Raw genomic sequence first — 17836 nt, 5'->3', positions numbered from 1 at the left:
TCCTACATTGCCACCCATGCGGATGATCCAGCGCCTTAACCCGGGCCCCGGCCTGGTCGATTTCTGGACCGAATTCAAACGGCCCAACCCCTATCGCTGGCCTATACTCGGCGGCTCGGCGCTGCTTACCGGCTCGCTGCTGTTCCTCCTCACTGATCACGCGGTGAGCCTGAACTGGATCGTGGGCGGCGTCCTCGCGCTCATCGCTGGCGTCGCGCTCGCGGCCGTCATTGCCGAGCGAGTGCGCATCCGCTTCGGCGTCCTTCTCTCCGCTGCCGTGTTGACGACGGTGCTGCTGTATCAGTTCACCAAGGAACGGGTCATCGTTCCTCCACGTCCGCCGCAGGTAACGTTCATTTCGACATTTGCGGAGGGCCGAAGCGATGCCGAGATTGCGGCGTCCAACCTTGCCAACCAGAAGGTACAGGAGCGGTTGAGGGCTGAGCAGGCCCGCCGCGAGGAAGAAGCGAAGAACGCGTATCGCGCGCTCGGGCGGGCCACCGGAATCGACGTTGACGCGATGGAGCGCCAGATTGCTCGCGACAGGGCGCGCGAGGCAAAGCCGGGATCCGGGGTTGCCGCCCAGCCCCGCTAGGACTTTGCCGTCTGATGCTGACTGGCTGGCGGCGGCAGCGCGCCTCGCCGGACGGGGACGCCCTTTGAGCCGACCGAACCCTGCGGTTGCCTGCGTCGTGGTGCGTGACGGGAAGATGGTCGCACGCGGATGGACGATGGCTGGCGGACGCCCCCATGCGGAAGCAGTTGCTCTGGAAGCCGCCGGGGATGTGGCGGGGGCCACCGTCTACGTTACCCTCGAACCGTGTGCGCATTCCTCGCACAGAGGCCCCGCCTGCGCCGACCTGCTCGTCGAGGCGCGGCCCGCGCGGGTTGTGGTTGGGGTCGAAGACCCCGATCCACGCACGGCTGGAAGCGGTCTTGCCCGGTTGAGTCAGGCGGGAATCCGCGCCGACATCCTTCCCTCCACCGAGGCGCGCGAGAGCCTCGCCGGCTACCTGGCGCGCAAGAGGCTGGGTCGACCCCACGTTACGCTCAAGCTCGCCATGTCGCTCGACGGGTGCATCGCGCTCGCCGATGGCACCAGCCAATGGGTGACCGGAGCGGTCGCTCGCGCGCATGTCCACTCGCGCCGGGCAAAGGCCGATGCGATCCTCGTCGGCGGGGGCACCTGGCGTGCCGATGCACCCAGACTCGACGTTCGACTGCCGGGACTGGAAGACCGCTCCCCGGAGCGTTGGCTGCTCACCAGCGAGCCCTGCCCTGACGGATTCCGCGCCATCGCCTTTCCTGATGCGGTGATGGAAATGGCCGAGGTCCAATATCTCTACGTTGAGGGCGGCGCGCAGACAGCCGCATCGTTCCTGGCCGCCGACCTCGTTGATCGGCTGGAAATCTACCGCGCCCCGGTCCTGATCGGTGCGGGCCTGCGCGCGGTTGGAGACATCGGCCTCGATGAGCTGGACGGGGCGCATGGACGTTGGGAACTGGCCGAGCAGGCGCAGCTTGGCAGTGATACGTTCACCGCCTATCGCCGCTTGCGCTAAGGGAGGCTGGCATGTTTACCGGGATCGTTACCGCAATCGGCACCATCGAGAGCGTCGAGCAGCGCGGTGATCTGCGCGTGCGGATCGCGTGTTCGTGGGATCCCGAACGGATTGCCATCGGCGCATCGATCGCCTGCGCAGGCGTTTGCCTTACGGTGGTCGAGCGGGGCGGGACCGCTGGCGATGCCTGGTTCGCCGTGGATGTCTCCGCGGAAACAGTGAGCCGGACGGCCAGCGGGATGTGGAGCGAAGGCAAGCGCATCAATCTCGAAGGCTCGCTGAAGGTCGGCGACGAGCTTGGCGGGCACATCGTTTCGGGTCACGTGGACGCCGTGGGAACTGTCGAGGACTGGGAGCCGGAAGGCGACTCCTCAAGGGTAGCGATCATCGCGCCGCCCGAACTTTCCCCGTTCATCGCCGCCAAGGGATCGATCACCGTCGACGGCGTTTCGCTAACCGTCAATTCGGTGGAAGACCAAGCCGACGGCTCGGTTCGCTTCGGATTGAACATCATTCCCCACACGGCCGAGGTGACCACGCTTGGCGAGCTTGGCCAAGGCGCGCAGGTGAACCTCGAGATCGATACCGTGGCCCGCTATCTGCAGCGTCTCGAAAGCCTGCGCGTCGCCTAACCGAGGCGCGCGTGCCCGCCAGTCGACCCGAAGCCGCCAGCCCCGCGATCCGTCTCGTCGAGCGAGGCGACCTCATCCCATGCGGCGCGCACCACCGGGGCGAGCACGAGTTGGGCCACCCGATCCCCCCGCGCGATCGCGAACGGCTCGCCGCCGTGGTTGATGAGGATAATCTTCAACTCACCCCGATAATCGGAATCGATCGTACCCGGTGCATTAGGGACGCTGATCCCATGCTTGAGCGCCAGGCCGGATCGAGGACGGACCTGGATTTCATAACCATCGGGAATGGCCAGGGTCAGCCCTGTCGCGACGGCGTGGCGCGCTCCCGGGCTAATCGTCACATCTTCGGCCGAGAGCACGTCCATGCCCGCCGCGCCATCGGTCGCGTAATCCGGTAGCGCCAGACCTTCGCCATGCGGCAGGCGTTTCAGTCGCACCGCGACGGTGCTTGAACCGTCACTCATCGCGCGGATCGATCCTGTCTAGGGCCACCGCAATGCGTTCCGCAAGCTCCAGCGCGACCTGGTCCTTGGGCATTTCGGGCAAGTCCTCAACGCCCTCGCCTGTGACGATGTGCACCGCGTTGGCGTCGCCCCCCATCACATCCCCGGAGACGTCGTTGGCGACGATCCAGTCGGCCGCCTTGCGCTTGCGCTTCGTCTTGGCGTTTTCGACGACATCCTCTGTCTCGGCAGCAAAGCCGACCAGGAGTTTGGGGCGCTGCTTACCGGCAGCGACCTGCGCGAGGATATCCGGATTCTCCGTAAGCAGAAGCGCCGGCGGGGCGGAGCCGCGCTTCTTCATCTTTTCCGGCGCGTAATCCTTGCTGCGCCAGTCGGCTACCGCCGCGACCATTATCGCCGCATCGACCGGCAGCGTTTTCTTGACGACATCGGCCATCTCGCGGGCGGACTCGACATCTATTCGATCAACCCCCGGGGGCGTGGGCAAGGTGACCGGCCCGGCGACCAGCGTCACCCGCGCACCAAGCGCCGCAGCAGCGGCAGCGATGGCAAAACCCTGCTTACCGCTCGACCGGTTGGCGATATATCGGACCGGGTCGATCGGCTCGTGAGTGGGCCCGGCGGTGACCAGCACGTGTCGGCCGAACAGCGGCCGGTGCGCCGGATCGATAGCGAAATCGGTTTGGCCGGCGAGTGGATCGCCGATCAGTTCGGGCGGCTGGTCGCCCGCACCGGTCACGACCATATGATTGAGAGCCTGAGCGTCGGTCGGCGGAGCGGCCTTCGCCTTGCCCTTCTTCGCCATCAATGGCCCGGCAAGATCGGGAACAACCTCAGGCTCCGGTGGAGCGGGATCCACCGCGAATTCATCGAAGGAGAATTCTTCTTCATGCTCGACCGGGGCGTGACGTGGAGTCTTGCGCGGGATCAGCGAGGACAAGAGACTGCCCAAGCGACCATAGCTTTCGACTTCGGCCTCCGGCTCGAGCGCTTCTTCAGCCAGGTCCTGCGAAGACACTTCGGGCTCGCATTCGGCGACGAGGCCGAACCGCGCCGCAATCTCGGCCCAGACGATTTCGGGATCGGGCAGGCGGCCAGGACCGAACTCACCGCAGGCCATCGGGCCTTCGTCGGGTTCCATCACATCGACGCCCACTTCCCGCAGCCAGGCGACATTGCGGCGAGTGGCGTCGTTGAGCCACATCTTCACGTTCATCGCCGGAACCGCGAGAACGGGTTTGTCGGTAGCCAGGATCAGCGTGGTGGCCAGATCATCGGCGATGCCTGCGGCCATCTTGGCGAGCAAGTCTGCCGTCGCGGGGCAAACCACGACGAGGTCAGCCGCCCGGGACAACTGGATGTGTCCCATCTCGACCTCGTCCTTGAGATCGAACAAGCTGGTATAGACCTTGTTCTCGCTGAGCGCCGCCAGTGCAAGCGGCGTCACGAACTGGCTGCCACCTTCGGTAAGCACGCAGGTCACCTCGCCACCGCCGCGGCGGATCAGGCGCACCAGTTCGCACGATTTGTAAGCCGCGATGCCCCCGCCGACGACGAGCAGGACCTTGGGCCCGCTCATCCGGAGCGGCTCCTGCTGCGGCCGCCTGCCGACCAGCTCGTGCATGAAACCCCTCGCGCCACCATCGCGGCAGACTAGCCGCCGCCCACAATTCGCGCCAGTCCTAGGAGGGCGCTGGTTAAGATTGCCCTAGCGCGCCCAGACCATTGGGTTAACAGGGGTGCAGGGACATTTGGGGGAAACACGGAAAAATGCGCCTGATCCTGACTGCTTTGATCTTCGTCGAAGGCCTGTTCTTCCTCGTCATGGGCCTGGGTTTTCTGTTCATGCCGGCGAGCACGGTAACCAGCTTCCACCTCTCGCCAGACGGCGCCGGCGGCCTCGCCGTTCTTCGTGCGGATTTTCCCGCCCTTTTCTTCGTCGGCGGAGGGGCGATGATCTGGGGCGCATGGAAGCGCAACGGCGACCTGCTGCTGGTCCCGGCCGCCATCTTCGGCGTCGCCCTCTTCGGCAGGATTGTGAGCGTGGTTGCGGACGGGACCTACCCGGGCTTCTTCCCGCCGATGCTTGTAGAAGCGTTGGCGGTGGTCCTGTCGCTTTTCGGCAGCCGCCTGCTGCCTCACCGGCTGACCTAGAACAATCCTGCCGCGAACGCGGCTGCGACGATCCCGGCACCAGCCACTGCCGCTGCCAGGTAGCCGGGCCAACGCCGGTCGGAGCCTTTTCGCTCCCACATCAGGGGAATGACGGGCAATGGCTGCGGATCGGGAGCGCCCCCACGCGCAGGATAGCGGTCCTCGATCCGGCGGACCAGTTCGGGCAGTCGCAAAAGTGTCTCGAAATCGGTTCGCAGGCGGTTTGCTAGGGCGGCCTCCGGCCCTAGTTCGTCACGAATCCATTCGCGGACGAAGGGAGCCGAGACGTCCCACATGTTAATCTTGGGGTCGAGGCTCGTGGCAAGGCCCTCCACCATCACCATGGTCTTTTGCAGCAGCAGCAGGTGCGGTTGGGTCTGCATGTCGAAGTCACGGGTGATCGCGAACAAGCCGTCGAGCATCTGCCCGACCGACAGCTCGCTCACGGGCCTTCCGCGCATCGGCTCGCCCACTGCACGCAGCGCCGTCGCGAACTCCGCCACCGAGTGGTAGCTCGGCACGTACTGGGCCTCGAAATGGATTTCCGCCACGCGGCGGTAGTTTCCAGTAATCAGACCGTAGAGGATTTCGGCCAGCCACTGGCGCGCACGGCGGTCGATCCGGCCCATGATGCCGAAGTCGATCGCCACGATGGTCCCATCGCCGCGCACGAACAGGTTCCCCTGGTGCATGTCGGCGTGGAAGAACCCTGCGCTGATTGCCTGCTGGAGAAAAGCGAGCACCAGTCGGCGGGCAAGTTCGGGCAGGTCGTGCCCGGCGGCGATGAGCGCGGCCCGGTCGGAAATCTTGACCCCATCGATCCATTCGATGGTCATCACCCGGCCATTGGTTCGGTCCCAGTCGACCGAGGGGACGCAATATCCCGCAAATCCCTTCATCGCTTCGGCGAGTTCGCTTGCCGAAGCCGCTTCGCGCCGGAGGTCGAGCTCGCTGTTGGTCCATCGCTTGAAGTTGGCGATCGTCAGCCGGGGACGCAGGCGAGCCGCTTCGCCACCGAATGCCTCCAGGTGAGCGGCGGCCCATTCATAGGTCGCGATGTCGTCCGCGAACCGCTCCCGGATGCCCGGCCGGAGCACCTTGATCGCTACCTGGCGCCCGTCGGTGGTCACCGCGCGGTGCACCTGGGCGATCGAGGCCGACCCGACCGGTTCGGGATCGATCGACGCGAAGAGGTCAGTTACGGGTCGGTCGAAGCTGCGCGCGATCTCTGCCTCTATCTCGGCAAAGGCCACCGGAGGCAGGCTGTCCTGCAACAGCATGAGGTTGTGCGTCGCCGCGTCCCCCACGAGATCGGGGCGGGTCGCGAGCGACTGGCCGAGCTTGATCGCCGCGGGGCCGATGTCCTGGAACGCGGTGGCATAATCGGGCTCGCGCGGCTGGATCGTGCCTATCCGCGCGACGCGCGCCAGACGCTTGACCGGAGTGGGCGTGTTGGGATCGTTTTCGATGCCGCGCAACGCGCCGTGCCGCGCCAGTGCGCGACCCCACCTGAGGAGGCGCCAGATGTGCGTCGCGGGACGGGTCACGCTAGACTTTCCACCCCGAATGGATCGCGACCAGGCCGCCAAGGATCGGTTCAACCTTCGTGCGCACGAATCCTGCCTGACGGATCATTCGTTCGAATTCGGGCATCGAGGGGAAGCGGCGGATCGATTCCACCAGATAACGATAGCTTTCCGCATCTCCCGCGATCGCCTGCCCGATTTGGGGCACGACCTTGTGCGAGTAGAAATCGTAGACGTCCCCGAAGCCCGGCCACTGGGTGGTCGAGAACTCCAGGCAGAAGAACCGGCCCCCGTACTTCAGAACGCGGTGCGCTTCCGCCAAGGCACGGTCGATGTGCGTCACGTTGCGGATGCCGAAGGCGATCGTATAGGCGTCGAACACACGTGCGGGATAACTCAGGCTTTCGGCATTCTGGCGGCTCCAGACGAGACCGTCGATGCCGCGCTCGAGCGCGCGCTCCACGCCGACGTCGAGCATCTCCTGGTTGATGTCCGCTACCGTCACGCTGGCACCGCGGTCGGCAAGGCGGAAGGCGATGTCGCCGGTGCCCCCGGCCATGTCGAGGATGGCTTCCCCTGCCCGCGGTTTCACCCGGCGCACGAACGTATCCTTCCACAGCCGGTGGAGGCCCGCGCTCATCGCGTCGTTCATCACGTCGTACTTCGCCGCGACGCCCGAAAATACCTGGCCCACCCGGCGGGTCTTCTCCTCCGGGAGAACCTCTTGATAGCCGAAAGAAACCGTCTCGCTCATGGAAGGCGCCTTAGGAGCAATTGCGAAGGGCGCAAAGGGTGTTAGACGCGCTCCATGCCCGAGCTTCCCGAGGTAGAGACCACCGTGCGCGGACTGGCCGCCTCGCTCGACGGTGCGCGCATCGAGAGAGTGTCGGTCAACCGGCCGGACATGCGCCGCCCTTTTCCCCCCGACCTCGTCCAGCGACTCACCGGTGCAAGGGTCACCGGTCTCGGCAGGCGCGCGAAGTATGGCCTTATCCATACCGACCGTGAGGCGACGCTTATCTTCCATCTTGGCATGAGCGGACGGTGGCGGATCGATCCCGAAGACCTCGACAAGCACGACCACCTGGTTCTCGAGACGGAGAACCATCGATACGCACTGAACGACGCCAGGCGGTTCGGATTCGTCGATGTGGTCGACACAGCTGCGCTCGACCAGTGGCCGGCCTTCGCCGGAATGGGTCCGGAACCGCTTGGCGAGGATCTCACCGCCCGCCACCTCAAGGAAGCGTTCGCGAGCCGAAAGCAGGCGGTAAAGCTGCTCCTGCTGGACCAGGGCATCGTCGCCGGACTTGGCAACATATACGTGTGCGAGGCCCTGTGGCACGCGCGGATCGACCCCCGAAAGGCCGCCGGCAAGGTCTCCCTGCCCGCGCTCGAGCGGCTGGTCCCCGCCATCCGCGACGTGCTTGAACGCTCCCTCGTCGATGGTGGATCGACGCTGCGCGATTATGCGCGCCCGGACGGCCAGCTGGGGTATTTCGCCAGCTCCTTCGCCGTCTACGGGCGCGAGGGGGAGCCCTGCATGCGACCGGACTGCGGCACCATTCGGCGCCTGCCCCAGGGTGGGCGAAGCACCTGGTTTTGTCCGCGCTGCCAGCGCTAGCTTGACGATTCGCCGCTCCTCGGCTAGGGGCGCGCCTTTCCCGGCGGGTCCGCTCGCCGCGATAGCCCACGCAAACGCCAGGATTTCGGCCGTAACAACCGCGGCCCATCGAGGACAGATATGGCCAATACGCCGCAAGCCAAGAAGCGCATCCGCCGCAACGATCGTCGTGCGGAGATCAACACCAACCGCGTCAGCCGCATCCGCAGCTTCCTGAAGAAGGTCGAAACGGCGATTGCCGGCGGCGACAAGCAGGCCGCCGCAGACGCCCTCAAGGCCGCCCAGCCCGAGCTGGCGCGCGGTGTGGCGCGCGGCGTGCTGCACAAGAACACCGCCAGTCGCAAGATGAGCCGGCTTTCGAAGCGCGTCGCGGGTCTCTGATTCGCAACTTCGCTGCGTTCGTTCGCAGCGGCTACCAGAACAAAAGCGAACGACGCCGGCGCGGAAACGCGCCGGCGTCTTCGTTTGTGCTGGCGGGTTTTTGCAGAATCGCGGGAATCCCGCGATTCGCATGTCACAATTCCAGTTTACCGTGCGTTTTCAGAGACTTGAATGAAACCGTGCGGGTTTGCTCGAGTCAACCGCCATTATTTCACTTTTTTTGCGGGCTCTCCCTTGCCAGCCTGCTGCCGAAGATGAAAAGAAGTGTCTCGCCCGGGGCTGGATGGCCCGGGCTCTTGCAGGACTGGATCGCCTTGGCGCCCTCGATTCCGTAATGGTTTCGCGGTGTTGCGAAGCTGTGTCCACGGGGGAAACGGGCCTGGCGAGAGCAAGGCTCAGATGAACGGGCGGCGATTGGAAATGGATAGCATCAGTAGCGGCAACCAAGCTGCTCGGCGCAACAGCGGGGACGGCATGGAGGATCTGGAGGCGATCAACCTTGCGGCGGATTGGTCCGACATCAGCCAGGGACTGCGCAAGGATCTCGGCCAGCAAATCCACAGCCAGTGGATCAAGCCGATCCAGGTCGGCAGCCTGTGCGAAGAAACGGGTACTCTAGAGCTATACCTCCCTACCGAGTTCTCCGCGAACTGGGTCAACGACCGCTTCCACGATCGGCTGAGTCTCGCCTGGAAGATCGCTCGCAGCGAAGTGCGCCAGCTGCGCATCACGGTGCACCCCGGTCGCCGCAAGCTCCCCGAGCTGAGCCTGGCTGACGGCCGCCGCCCGGCGAACGATGGCGACACCAGCATGATCGCGGTAGCCGCGGGCACCATCGGCGATCGCGGCTTCACCTCTTCGGTCGGGCTGGACCCTTCCCTGACTTTCGCCGCCTTCGTCACCGGCGAGGCCAACGTGCTCGCCTGCAACGCGGCGCAGCGGATGGCCGCGAGCCAGGCTCCGCAGTTCTCCCCCCTCTACCTCAAGGGCGCCACCGGTCAGGGCAAGACGCACCTCCTTCACGCGATCGGCCATGCGTACCTCCTGGCCCACCCGCGCGCACGTATCTTCTACTGCAGCGCCGAACGCTTCATGGTCGAGTTCGTCCAGGCGCTGAAATCGAATCAGACGATCGAGTTCAAGGCGAGGCTGCGCAGCTTCGACCTGTTGCTGGTGGACGACATCCAGTTCATCATCGGCAAGGCGAGCGCACAGGAAGAGCTGCTCTACACGATCGACGCTCTGCTCGCCGAAGGCAAGCGACTGGTGTTCGCCGCCGACCGAGCGCCGCAAGCACTGGACGGGGTCGAGCCGCGCCTCTTGAGCCGGCTGTCGATGGGACTAGTCGCCGATATCCAGGCCGCCGACATCGAGCTGCGTCGTTCGATCCTGCAGTCAAAGCTCGTGCGCTTTGCTCCGCTCGAAGTGCCCGAGGACGTCATCGACTTCCTCGCCCGCACGATCACCCGCAACGTGCGTGAACTGGTGGGCGGCCTCAACAAGCTGATCGCCTATGCCCAGCTGACCGGCCAGCAGGTCGCGCTGCAGCTCGCCGAAGAGCAGTTGACCGACATTCTTTCGGCCAACCGTCGCCGGATCACCATCGACGAGATCCAGCGCACAGTGTGCCAGTTCTACCGCATCGACCGCGCCGAGATGGGCTCCAAGCGCCGCGCACGAGCGGTGGTCCGGCCGCGGCAGGTGGCAATGTACCTTGCCAAGGTGCTGACTCCGCGCAGCTACCCGGAAATCGGCCGCAAGTTTGGCGGTCGCGACCACTCGACGGTGATCCACGCGGTGCGCTTGATCGAAGACCTGCGGCAGCGCGATGCCGACATGGACGGCGACGTGCGCAGCCTGCTGCGCCAGCTGGAAAGCTGACCCGGCCCTGCTATGGGGCGCAATGCATCCAGTTGAACCGGCCTGCGAGACGCTTCCGGCGACGTTCCTGCAAGCAGCCCGCCGCGCGGCGGCCGGCAGGTGTCCTCGGTGCGGTTGCGCGGAATTGTTCCGCAAGTGGCTCAAGCCGGTCGAACGCTGCCGGGCCTGCGGGCAGGACTGGTCGCTCGCACGCGCCGATGACATTCCGGCCTACATCGCAATATTGCTCACCGGTCACATTCTGGCGCCGCTGATTATCTACCTTGCCGGGGACTTGGAGATGCGTCCGCTGGTGGCCGGCGCCCTCGTCTTGCCCCTCGCGACTGCCATGGTGATTGCAGGACTCCAACCGATCAAGGGCGCCGTAATCGCCATGCAGTGGTGGCTGGGGATGCAGGGTTTCCACAAGGAACGACGCGGATCGTGACGACCTTTTCGCCCGAGAGGCTCGACCGGTTCGCGCGCCACATCGTCCTGCCGGAGGTTGGCGGCGCGGGGCAGTTCACACTCGCCGAAGCACATGTTGCACTCGTCGGCCTGGGCGGGATCGGCAGCCCGGCGCTACAGTATCTCGCAGGCGCGGGGATCGGCCGTTTGACACTGATCGACGATGGCAAGGTCGAGCTTTCCAACCTTCAACGCCAGACGATTTACGCCGAACGCGACATCGGCCACGGAAAAGCGGTTTCCGCCCGCCGCTGGCTGGCGAACTTCGACAGCGAGATCGAGGTTGCTTTGAACGACCGGCGGATCGATCGGGACAACGCGACCGAAGCAATCGACGGCGCCGACCTCGTGCTCGACGGAACCGACAATTTTGCAACCCGGCTCGCGGTGTCTGACGCCTGCGTGGCAAGTGGCATTCCCTTGCTGTCTGCCGCGGTTGGCCGCTTCCAGGGCCAAGTCGGCGCCTTTGCCGGGCACCTTGGGGGCGAGGCATGCTATCGCTGTTTCGTTGGCGACGCCTTCGATGCCGACGACTGCGACACTTGTGCCGACGACGGTATGCTGGGTGCAATGGCCGGGTGGGTCGGGACTTTCGCGGCCCTGCAAGCGATCCGCGTGCTCCTCCAACGGACCGGTGGATTGGGTGCGCCCCCGTGGGGCAAGCTTTACCTGCTTGATGGGCTCGCCGCTAGCATGCGCGCCATGACCATTGCACCGGACCTCGAATGCGGCCGGTGCGGCTCACCGGGGGGCTAGAAGCTCGTCCACCCACGCAGGTACAAGTTCGCTCGCCTGACCAAGACGGCTTTCATCGAACCACCCGGATCCCTGGCTGCGTTCCAGGTTGAGTTCGAGCGTTGCGGCTCCAAGCTCCCTCGCATCGCGCACGAAACCGGCAGCGGGATAGACCGCGCCGCTCGTGCCGATCGATACAAACAGGTCCGCCGTGCGCAACGCGGAGTAGATCTTGTCCATTCCGTAGGGCATCTCGCCGAACCACACGACATCGGGCCGCAACGCGCGCGCCCCGCAACCGGGACAGGCGGGGCGCTGTTTCAAGGGGCCAGTCCAGCGGCTACGCGCGTCGCAGTCCGTGCACCATGCGTTCAGGTGTTCCCCGTGCATATGAAGGACCCGCTGCGCTCCGGCCCGCTCGTGTAAATCATCGACGTTCTGGGTGACGATCAGGAGCTCACCAGCCCATTCCCGGTCGAGCCGCGCCAAGGCGAGGTGCGCTGCGTTGGGCTCCTTCGTCTGGATCGACTCCCGCCGCATGTCGTAAAATCGCAGCACGAGGTCGGGATCGCGCTCGAATGCCTCCGGCGTCGCCACGTCCTCGATCCGATGTTGCTCCCACAATCCGCCTTCGGCACGGAAAGTGTCGATCCCGCTCTCCGCGCTGATGCCGGCCCCGGTGAGGATGACGATGTTGCGGATGGTGCCCATGTCGCGCATGAAGCATGGCGATCTGGGAGTGGCAATGGCGCGTATCGGCATAATCGGCAGCGAGGGACGCATGGGCCATGCGCTCGTCAGGGCGATCACCGAGGCCGGCCACGAATGCGCTGGCGGGGTCGACCAGGGCGGCAACACCGCCATTCTTGCCGAAGCGAGCGAAGTGCTGGTCGATTTCTCTTCACCCGCGGCGCTCGAGACCAATCTTCATGCCGCCATCGGCGCCGGCGTTCCGATCCTCGTCGGCACGACCGGCCTAGACGAGCGGCACCAGGCCGCGCTGGATTCGGCATCCGGTGCCATTGCTGTCCTGCAGACGGGCAACACGTCCCTTGGCGTGACCCTGCTGGCCCATCTGGTGCGCGAGGCGGCCGCCCGGCTGGGGCCGGCCTGGGATATCGAAGTGGTCGAGACGCATCACCGGATGAAGGTGGACGCCCCCTCGGGCACCGCGCTGCTGCTTGGAGAGGCGGCGGCGCAAGGCCGCGGGATTGAGCTTTCGGCGCACAGCGAACGCGGGCGCGACGGGCACACCGGCGCACGCGAACGGGGAGCGATCGGCTTCGGCTCACTGAGAGGCGGCACGGTAGCGGGGGAACACAGCGTGTTGCTGTTGGGCGATCAGGAGCGGATCACTCTTTCGCACTCTGCCGAGGATCGCATGATCTTCGCCAGGGGCGCGGTCACGGGCGCTGCCTGGCTCCTCGGGCGCCGTCCCGGCCGTTACGAGATGCCACAGGTGCTTGGTCTTTGACGAAGGCAGAGATTTTCGAGTTTTTCCGCCGTCTAGCCGAAGATAACCCATCCCCGGAGACAGAGCTCGAGTTCGGCAGTCCGTTTCAGTTGGTCGTGGCCGTCGCGTTGAGCGCGCAATCCACCGACGTCGGCGTGAACAAGGCGACCCGGCGGTTGTTCGCCGAGGTCCGCACGCCCCAGGAGATGATCGCGCTGGGGGAAGAGGGGCTCAAGGAGCACATCAAGACGATCGGCCTATTCAACACCAAGGCGAAGAACGTCATCGCGCTCAGCCGGATGCTGGTCGACGAATTCGGCGGCCAGGTGCCGGCGACCCGCGAGGAACTGGTGCGCCTGCCCGGCGTCGGACGCAAAACAGCGAACGTCGTGCTCAACTGCGCCTTCGGGGAGGAAACGTTCGCGGTGGACACTCACGTGTTCCGCGTCGGAAACCGCACCGGCCTGGCTCGCGGCAAGACGCCCGAAGAGGTCGAGGCGAAGCTCGACAAACGCGTACCCCAGCCTTTCCGACGCCACGCCCACCACTGGCTGATCCTGCACGGCCGCTATACCTGCAAGGCGCGCGTGCCCGAGTGCTGGCGCTGCGCGGTGGCGGACTTGTGCGCCTATCGCCCCAAGACGCCCGCGCCCGCTGCCAAGACCGGTTCCTAGAGGTTCGCGTCCGGATCCAGGTTCAAGCCCTGCCGCCCTTCCGACGATGTACGACTCGGCGCAACGTCCTCGTCCGCATCGGGATCGCGCATCGGCTGGAGCATACCTTCCCACTTGGTGATGACGCTGGTCGCGACCGCGTTGCCGAACACGTTGGTGGCGGTGCGGCCCATGTCGAGGAACTGGTCGATCGCCAGCACCAGCGCGATGCCTTCTGCCGGCAGGTCGAACATCACCAGGGTAGCCGCGATAACGACCAGGCTCGCGCGGGGGACCGCGGCAATGCCCTTCGAGCTGATCATCAGCGTGAGGAGGATGGCGATCTGCGTTCCGATCGAGAGGTCGACCCCGTAGGCCTGCGCGATGAAGATCGTCGCGAAGCTGGCATACATCATCGAACCGTCGAGGTTGAAGCTGTAGCCAAGCGGGATCATCAGGCCCGAGATGCGCCGGGGAATGCCGAACCGGTCGAGCTGCTCGAACAAACGCGGCATCGCCGCCTCGCTCGATGCCGTGCTGAACGCGATCAGCACCGGCTGGCGGATGTAGCGGACGAGCTGGAAAGCGCGGCCGCGCAGTACCACCCAGCCGGCAAGCAGCAGGATCACCCACAGGATCGCCAGCGCGAAGTAGAATTCGCCGAGCAGCCGGGCATACGTACCAAGAATGCCGAGCCCGTTCTTGGCCACGACATTGGCAAGTGCGCCGAACACCGCGAACGGCGCGAAGCGCATGACGTAGCCGGTAATCTCCAGCATCAGTTCGGCAAGCGTGTCGGCGGCCCTCACCAGCGGCAGGCCGCGCTCGCCAAGGGCCGTCAGCCCCACGCCTGCGAACAGCGCGAAGACCAGTATCTGCAGGACGTTGTTGTCCGCCATCGCCCCGACCACGTTCTTGGGGAAGACGTGCTCGATGAACTCGTAGAAATCGAGCTTCTTGACCTCTCCGATGGCCTGCGCCGGGGCTGTGACGTCGACCCCGGCCCCGGGCTGGAACAGGTTGACCATCACAAGGCCGAGGCTGATCGAGATCAGGCTGGCGACGATGAACCACAGGATCGCGCGGAAGCCGATCCGGCCGACGGCGCTGCTATCGCCCATGTGCGCAAGACCGGACACGATCGTCGCCAGCACGAGGGGGGCGACCAGCATCTTGATCAGATTCAGGAAGATGGTCGACAGCATCTGAAAGCTGCGCGCCCAGTGTTCGGCATCCATGATGCCGGTGAGCAGTTGCTGGTTGACCAACCATCCGACGACTACGCCCAGCACCATGCCGACCATGATAGACGCGGTGAGGTGGCGGCTGAGCGCATAGAGCATCCAGCCGAGCGGCCCCCGGCGCGGCGTCGTGTCAGGCATGGTGGTGGCGACCATTGCGATATCTTCTCCCCTGTTCGTGCCCGCTGCTATCAGCCGCCCGTGGCGGGCACAATCAGCGCGTCCTGGACGATCCTGGCATAGATTCGGGCGAGCTGGTCGAGGTCCGCGACCGCAACCGCCTCGTCCAGCTTGTGCATCGTGGCGTTGAGCAGCCCGAATTCGATCACCGGGCACAGGTCCTTGAGGAAGCGCGCGTCGGAAGTGCCGCCGGTGGTCGACAGCTCGGGAACGATCCCGGTCTCGGCCTCGATCGCGCTGGCGAGCATGTCGGAAAACGCACCCGGCGGAGTCAGGAACGCCTCTCCGCTCACCACCGCGCGGGCGGTACCGCCGTGCTTCGCGGCGATGGCCGAAACCAGCTCGGACAGCTGCTCGCCGGTGTGGAGAGCGTTGAAGCGGATCGAAATCCGCGCCTTTGCCGTTGCCGGCACCACGTTGTGCGCCGGGTTGCCGACCTCGAGATCCGTAATCTCCAGGTTCGAAGGCTGGAACCATTCGGTCCCTTGATCGAGCACCAACGCGTCGAGTTCCGCGAGCATCGCCACCAGCCGCGGGATCGGGTTGTCCGCCAGGTGAGGATACGCGACGTGCCCCTGTGTCCCCTCGACCTCGAGCCAGATGTTGACCGATCCGCGGCGGCCGATTTTCGCCATGTCGCCCAGCCGCGTAACGCAAGTGGGCTCGCCTACCAGGCACAGGTCGGGGAGATCTCCGCGCGCGCGAATTCGATCGATCAGCGCGCGGGTGCCGTGAAGAGCCGGCCCCTCCTCGTCCCCGGTGATGATGAAGCTGACGGTCCCCGCCTCCCGAGGGACCTGCGCGACGGCCGCGACCATAGCGGCGATCGCACCTTTCATGTCGACCGCACCGCGCCCGTAGAGGAGGTCGCCGCGCCGCTCGGGCAGGAACGGCGCAGTCGACCATCCCTCCCCCGGTGGAACCACGTCGAGATGGCCGGCAAAGGCGAAGTGCCGACTTCCGGACGGGCCGCGACGGACTGCCAGCAGGTTCTCCACCGCGTCGGCGCCTACGCCCGCCACGAAGCGGTCGACTTCGAAGCCAAGCGGGGCGAGCATCGCCTCGAGCGCATCGAAGACCAGCCCGGAAGCCGGAGTGACGCTCGGGCAAGCGATCAACCGTTCGGCGAGTTCTGCGACGTCGGTCATCGCGCTGTCCCGGGAAGCGGGCCCGCGGCAAAGGCTGTATCGAGCAGCGAAGCTATCCTGACCCCGGCCTGGGCGATGCGCCGTTCCGCCACCGGTATGGCAGCGACGATCGCTTCCTGCGAAAGGGTTGCTTCCTCGGGAGACTTCTCGCCCGGCGCAAGTTCGCGTCCGAGGGCGTTTGCATAGACGAATGTGCGCGCCAACTCCCAGCTTTCGCGGCCCCAGTCAGCCGGTACACCGCCACCCAGCGCGGCGCGTTCATGAGGAGTATAGCGGCGCACGAGCGGGGGGGTGGCACCTGAAATCGCGCGCTCGGCCAGCGCGCTGTCCCACACCGAGTGAAGGTTCAGGCCCGGCGCGATGCCGTAAATCGCTTCGACCGCATTGCCGCCCTTGTCGTCGTTGTCGCCCGAATGGAGCGGCATGTGGATGTCGCCGGCAAAGTGAACCATGAAGGCGAGCGCTTCGAGCCGGACATTGGCCGGCAGGCTCTCGTCGGCAAGGATACGCTGGTTGCGCTCGATCTGCGCGAGCACGCAATTGCCGCCGCCGCAGTTTTTGCGCGGATCGTACGGTTCACCGACCGGTTCGGTCTGATAGTGCCAGGAGAAAGTGTAGCCCCAGCGCCAGCCCTCGCCCCGCAAACAGTCGGGCCAGGTCGCGGCGTCGGCCAGATCGCGGATGCGGCACTGCGGGGTGCCGAGCTCACGGTCATGCGCGAGCAGGCGGGCAATCGCGGCGCGCGTCTCGGGGCGCACGTTGGCAAGTGCGATGCGCGCGGTGGTCTGGTGGCCGTACCAGCCCCAGGCCTGCGCCAGCGAGGGCTGCAGCAGCGCAGCCAGCGCCAGCAGGGCAGAGACGAGGCGCGCCATCATGCGACGGGTACGCTGTCCCACTGTTCGATCACCCATTGCTCGTCCTCGGCCGCCCTGATCCACGCCTGCATCCACTCGTGTTCCCACATCGCTTCCATGTAGGCCTGAGCGAAGCCCGGAACCCGGATGCCATAGGTTACGAAGCGGCTGACCACCGGGGCGTAGAACACGTCGGCGGCGCCAAAAGTGCCGAACAGGAAGGGTCCGCCCCGGCCGAAGCGCGCGCGCGCCTCAGCCCACAATTGCAGGATGCGGACGATGTCGTCTCGCGCCGCGTCCGACAGCTCGAGGCCGTCGTGCCGCAGGCGAACGTTCATCGGGCAGTTGCGCCGCAGCGCAAGGTAGCTCGAATGCATTTCGGCGACCATCGCGCGGGCCATGCCGCGCGCAGCGTCCTCCTTGGGCCAGAAGCGGTCGCGGCCGACCTTGTCGGCGAGGTATTCGAGGATTGCCAGGCTGTCCCAGATGACGCTGTCGCCATCCCACAGCACCGGCACTTTTCCGCTGGAGGGCTGGACCTCGCCCATCTCGCGCTTGGCGGCTTCCCACTCTTCGCCCGAAATGTTGACCGTCAGTTCCTCGAAGGCGAGGCCCGATTGCTTGCACGCGAGCCAGCCGCGCAAGCTCCAGCTCGAGTAGTTCCTGTTGCCGATGATCAGCTTCACGTCGATGCCCTGTTGTCCCGCCGCCCCGCGCCCTAGGCGTTCATCACGGGAGTGTCGAGGCTGAACGGTGGACCGCTTGGACCACAGTCCTGAGCTTTTCTTTTCATCCTCGGCGTGGGCCACCGCGGCGAAATCGACGAGGATGCGGCGGGCTTCGGCAAGGTCCATTGCGCAAAGCTGGCAAACCAGCGCGGTGTAGGAAAACGAAAACC

General features: G+C 65.6%; 20 protein-coding genes. 11 read left to right on the top strand and 9 right to left on the bottom strand.

Annotated features, from left to right (window positions below; all coding sequences use genetic code 11):
* Positions 1-22 precede the first annotated feature (22 nt).
* The 3 genes from IEW58_RS01870 to IEW58_RS01860 are packed head-to-tail and all read left to right on the top strand — an operon-like array spanning position 23 to position 2194.
* The gene (locus IEW58_RS01870; RefSeq protein WP_188643575.1) at positions 23-595 is read left to right on the top strand and encodes a hypothetical protein; all 573 of its coding nucleotides are present in this window, start codon (positions 23-25) and stop codon (positions 593-595) included.
* A gap of 4 nt (positions 596-599) precedes the next feature.
* Positions 600-1562 carry a bifunctional diaminohydroxyphosphoribosylaminopyrimidine deaminase/5-amino-6-(5-phosphoribosylamino)uracil reductase RibD gene (gene ribD / locus IEW58_RS01865; RefSeq protein WP_188643574.1) on the top strand — a complete coding sequence of 321 codons (963 nt, stop codon included), beginning with the start codon at positions 600-602 and terminating at the stop codon, positions 1560-1562.
* Between the two features lie 11 nt (positions 1563-1573).
* On the top strand, positions 1574-2194 hold the full coding sequence (locus IEW58_RS01860; RefSeq protein ID WP_188643573.1) for a riboflavin synthase: 621 nt from the start codon (positions 1574-1576) through the stop codon (positions 2192-2194).
* Here the strand turns inward: IEW58_RS01860 and dut are convergent.
* Together dut and IEW58_RS01850 are read right to left on the bottom strand one after the other, a co-directional pair.
* On the bottom strand, positions 2191-2661 hold the full coding sequence (gene dut / locus IEW58_RS01855) for a dUTP diphosphatase (protein ID WP_188643572.1): 471 nt from the start codon (positions 2659-2661) through the stop codon (positions 2191-2193). The two genes, IEW58_RS01860 and dut, sit on opposite strands and share 4 nt — an antisense overlap.
* Positions 2654-4240, bottom strand: coding sequence for a bifunctional phosphopantothenoylcysteine decarboxylase/phosphopantothenate synthase (locus tag IEW58_RS01850; RefSeq protein WP_188643571.1), 1587 nt, complete (start codon positions 4238-4240; stop codon positions 2654-2656). Before IEW58_RS01850 ends, dut begins: the two co-directional genes overlap by 8 nt.
* 191 nt (positions 4241-4431) lie before the next feature.
* On the opposite strand from IEW58_RS01850, the gene IEW58_RS01845 reads away from it, so the two are divergent.
* Positions 4432-4815, top strand: a complete 384-nt coding sequence (locus tag IEW58_RS01845; RefSeq protein ID WP_188643570.1) for a DUF4345 family protein — start codon at positions 4432-4434, stop codon at positions 4813-4815.
* Here the strand turns inward: IEW58_RS01845 and ubiB are convergent.
* Both ubiB and IEW58_RS01835 read right to left on the bottom strand, forming a co-directional pair.
* Complete coding sequence (gene ubiB / locus IEW58_RS01840; RefSeq protein ID WP_188643569.1) at positions 4812-6362, bottom strand: 2-polyprenylphenol 6-hydroxylase; 1551 nt, start codon at positions 6360-6362, stop codon at positions 4812-4814. The genes IEW58_RS01845 and ubiB overlap by 4 nt on opposite strands.
* A gap of 1 nt (position 6363) precedes the next feature.
* Complete coding sequence (locus tag IEW58_RS01835) at positions 6364-7095, bottom strand: class I SAM-dependent methyltransferase (RefSeq protein ID WP_188643568.1); 732 nt, start codon at positions 7093-7095, stop codon at positions 6364-6366.
* A gap of 54 nt (positions 7096-7149) precedes the next feature.
* On the opposite strand from IEW58_RS01835, the gene mutM reads away from it, so the two are divergent.
* The 5 genes from mutM (at position 7150) to IEW58_RS01810 (ending at position 11430) form a co-directional block, all read left to right on the top strand.
* The gene (mutM, locus tag IEW58_RS01830; RefSeq protein WP_188643567.1) at positions 7150-7965 is read left to right on the top strand and encodes a bifunctional DNA-formamidopyrimidine glycosylase/DNA-(apurinic or apyrimidinic site) lyase; all 816 of its coding nucleotides are present in this window, start codon (positions 7150-7152) and stop codon (positions 7963-7965) included.
* A 120-nt stretch (positions 7966-8085) separates the two neighbouring features.
* Positions 8086-8346: a 30S ribosomal protein S20 gene (gene rpsT, locus IEW58_RS01825; RefSeq protein WP_188643566.1), complete on the top strand. Its 261-nt coding sequence runs from the start codon at positions 8086-8088 to the stop codon at positions 8344-8346.
* 420 nt (positions 8347-8766) lie between these two features.
* On the top strand, positions 8767-10227 hold the full coding sequence (dnaA, locus tag IEW58_RS01820) for a chromosomal replication initiator protein DnaA (RefSeq protein WP_188643565.1): 1461 nt from the start codon (positions 8767-8769) through the stop codon (positions 10225-10227).
* Positions 10228-10351: 124 nt separating this feature from the next.
* Entirely contained in the window at positions 10352-10654 is a 303-nt protein-coding gene (locus IEW58_RS01815) for a DUF983 domain-containing protein (protein WP_308419247.1), read from the top strand.
* Complete coding sequence (locus tag IEW58_RS01810) at positions 10651-11430, top strand: HesA/MoeB/ThiF family protein (RefSeq protein WP_188643563.1); 780 nt, start codon at positions 10651-10653, stop codon at positions 11428-11430. Before IEW58_RS01815 ends, IEW58_RS01810 begins: the two co-directional genes overlap by 4 nt.
* On the opposite strand, the gene IEW58_RS01805 is transcribed toward IEW58_RS01810, so the two are convergent.
* Complete coding sequence (locus tag IEW58_RS01805) at positions 11416-12120, bottom strand: NAD-dependent deacylase (protein WP_188643562.1); 705 nt, start codon at positions 12118-12120, stop codon at positions 11416-11418. The genes IEW58_RS01810 and IEW58_RS01805 overlap by 15 nt on opposite strands.
* 34 nt (positions 12121-12154) lie before the next feature.
* Here IEW58_RS01805 and dapB point away from each other — a divergent pair, with 34 nt between their 5' ends.
* Positions 12155-12883, top strand: a complete 729-nt coding sequence (gene dapB / locus IEW58_RS01800; RefSeq protein WP_188645620.1) for a 4-hydroxy-tetrahydrodipicolinate reductase — start codon at positions 12155-12157, stop codon at positions 12881-12883.
* Complete coding sequence (gene nth / locus IEW58_RS01795; protein ID WP_188643561.1) at positions 12880-13536, top strand: endonuclease III; 657 nt, start codon at positions 12880-12882, stop codon at positions 13534-13536. Before dapB ends, nth begins: the two co-directional genes overlap by 4 nt.
* On the opposite strand, the gene IEW58_RS01790 is transcribed toward nth, so the two are convergent.
* The 4 genes from IEW58_RS01790 to IEW58_RS01775 form a co-directional block, all read right to left on the bottom strand.
* Positions 13533-14858 carry a dicarboxylate/amino acid:cation symporter gene (locus IEW58_RS01790; protein ID WP_188645619.1) on the bottom strand — a complete coding sequence of 442 codons (1326 nt, stop codon included), beginning with the start codon at positions 14856-14858 and terminating at the stop codon, positions 13533-13535. The two genes, nth and IEW58_RS01790, sit on opposite strands and share 4 nt — an antisense overlap.
* Positions 14859-14947: 89 nt before the next feature.
* A complete protein-coding gene (dapE, locus tag IEW58_RS01785) occupies positions 14948-16084 on the bottom strand; it encodes a succinyl-diaminopimelate desuccinylase (RefSeq protein ID WP_188643560.1) in 1137 nt (378 codons plus the stop codon).
* Positions 16081-16995 carry a S1/P1 nuclease gene (locus IEW58_RS01780; protein ID WP_229658387.1) on the bottom strand — a complete coding sequence of 305 codons (915 nt, stop codon included), beginning with the start codon at positions 16993-16995 and terminating at the stop codon, positions 16081-16083. Before IEW58_RS01780 ends, dapE begins: the two co-directional genes overlap by 4 nt.
* Complete coding sequence (locus tag IEW58_RS01775) at positions 16956-17624, bottom strand: glutathione S-transferase family protein (protein ID WP_188645617.1); 669 nt, start codon at positions 17622-17624, stop codon at positions 16956-16958. Before IEW58_RS01775 ends, IEW58_RS01780 begins: the two co-directional genes overlap by 40 nt.
* Positions 17625-17836: the final 212 nt, after the last annotated feature.

It is taken from the genome of Tsuneonella deserti (assembly GCF_014644315.1).
Classification (GTDB): domain Bacteria; phylum Pseudomonadota; class Alphaproteobacteria; order Sphingomonadales; family Sphingomonadaceae; genus Tsuneonella; species Tsuneonella deserti.
Note: the sequence above shows the minus strand (reverse complement) of the source record. Positions and strands in the feature narration are given on the sequence as shown.

What these genes read in the sequence shown, in the direction of transcription:
- dapB (WP_188645620.1), top strand. Translation starts at nt 12,155, where the DNA reads ATGGCGCGTATCGGCATAATCGGCAGCGAGGGACGCATGGGCCATGCG.
- rpsT (WP_188643566.1), top strand. Translation starts at nt 8,086, where the DNA reads ATGGCCAATACGCCGCAAGCCAAGAAGCGCATCCGCCGCAACGATCGT.
- IEW58_RS01835 (WP_188643568.1), bottom strand. Translation starts at nt 7,095, where the DNA reads ATGAGCGAGACGGTTTCTTTCGGCTATCAAGAGGTTCTCCCGGAGGAG.
- IEW58_RS01790 (WP_188645619.1), bottom strand. Translation starts at nt 14,858, where the DNA reads ATGCTCTATGCGCTCAGCCGCCACCTCACCGCGTCTATCATGGTCGGC.
- dut (WP_188643572.1), bottom strand. Translation starts at nt 2,661, where the DNA reads ATGAGTGACGGTTCAAGCACCGTCGCGGTGCGACTGAAACGCCTGCCG.
- dnaA (WP_188643565.1), top strand. Translation starts at nt 8,767, where the DNA reads ATGGATAGCATCAGTAGCGGCAACCAAGCTGCTCGGCGCAACAGCGGG.
- IEW58_RS01850 (WP_188643571.1), bottom strand. Translation starts at nt 4,240, where the DNA reads ATGAGCGGGCCCAAGGTCCTGCTCGTCGTCGGCGGGGGCATCGCGGCT.
- IEW58_RS01845 (WP_188643570.1), top strand. Translation starts at nt 4,432, where the DNA reads ATGCGCCTGATCCTGACTGCTTTGATCTTCGTCGAAGGCCTGTTCTTC.
- IEW58_RS01780 (WP_229658387.1), bottom strand. Translation starts at nt 16,995, where the DNA reads ATGGGTGATCGAACAGTGGGACAGCGTACCCGTCGCATGATGGCGCGC.
- IEW58_RS01805 (WP_188643562.1), bottom strand. Translation starts at nt 12,120, where the DNA reads ATGGGCACCATCCGCAACATCGTCATCCTCACCGGGGCCGGCATCAGC.
- dapE (WP_188643560.1), bottom strand. Translation starts at nt 16,084, where the DNA reads ATGACCGACGTCGCAGAACTCGCCGAACGGTTGATCGCTTGCCCGAGC.
- IEW58_RS01870 (WP_188643575.1), top strand. Translation starts at nt 23, where the DNA reads ATGATCCAGCGCCTTAACCCGGGCCCCGGCCTGGTCGATTTCTGGACC.
- IEW58_RS01860 (WP_188643573.1), top strand. Translation starts at nt 1,574, where the DNA reads ATGTTTACCGGGATCGTTACCGCAATCGGCACCATCGAGAGCGTCGAG.
- mutM (WP_188643567.1), top strand. Translation starts at nt 7,150, where the DNA reads ATGCCCGAGCTTCCCGAGGTAGAGACCACCGTGCGCGGACTGGCCGCC.